Source organism: Kitasatospora griseola (genome assembly GCF_014648555.1).
GTDB lineage: Bacteria > Actinomycetota > Actinomycetes > Streptomycetales > Streptomycetaceae > Kitasatospora > Kitasatospora griseola.
Window position 1 is genome coordinate 1 of sequence record NZ_BMRI01000121.1, and the last position, 564, is coordinate 564.

Sequence of the window (564 nt, forward strand, 5' to 3'; positions counted from 1 at the left end):
TGTGCTGTACGTGTTGGTCAGCGGCTGTGCGTGGAGGCTGGTGCCGCACGACCTTGCGCCGTGGGACGTGGCCTACCGGTGGTTTCGTGCGTGGACGGCGGACGGCACGTGGGACCGGGTTCACGACGTGCTGCGCGAGCGGGTCCGGGTGGCGGACGGCCGGGATCCGCAGCCCTCGGCGGCGGTGCTGGATTCGCAGTCGGCCCGCAGCCACCAGGGCGGCGAGGCGATCGGCTACGACGCGGGCAAACGCGTGCGAGGCCGCAAGCGGCACCTGCTGGTGGACACCTGCGGGCTGGTGCTGCGGGCGGTCGTGCACGCGGCCTCGGTGCAGGACCGGGCGGGTGCGAAGCTGGTCCTCACCGGTGTCCGGGAGTTGTTTCCGCAGGTCGGGCTGGTCTGGGTCGACGGCGGCTACGTGAACGTCGTCGATGCCGGGCTGGTCGGTTGGGCGGCGGAACGCGAAGGCCTGGCGATCGTCGCGGTGCCGCGGAATGCGGATGTGAAAGGCTTCCGGGTGCTGCCCCGCAGGTGGGTGGTCGAGCGGACATTCTCCTGGCTGGG

Annotated in this window: 1 protein-coding gene; it reads left to right on the plus strand. The window is 71.8% G+C overall.

Annotated features, from left to right (window positions below):
• Positions 1–40 precede the first annotated feature (40 nt).
• A partial coding sequence (locus IEZ12_RS37395) for an IS5 family transposase (RefSeq protein WP_444542907.1) occupies positions 41–564 on the plus strand: 524 nt, incomplete at its 3' end.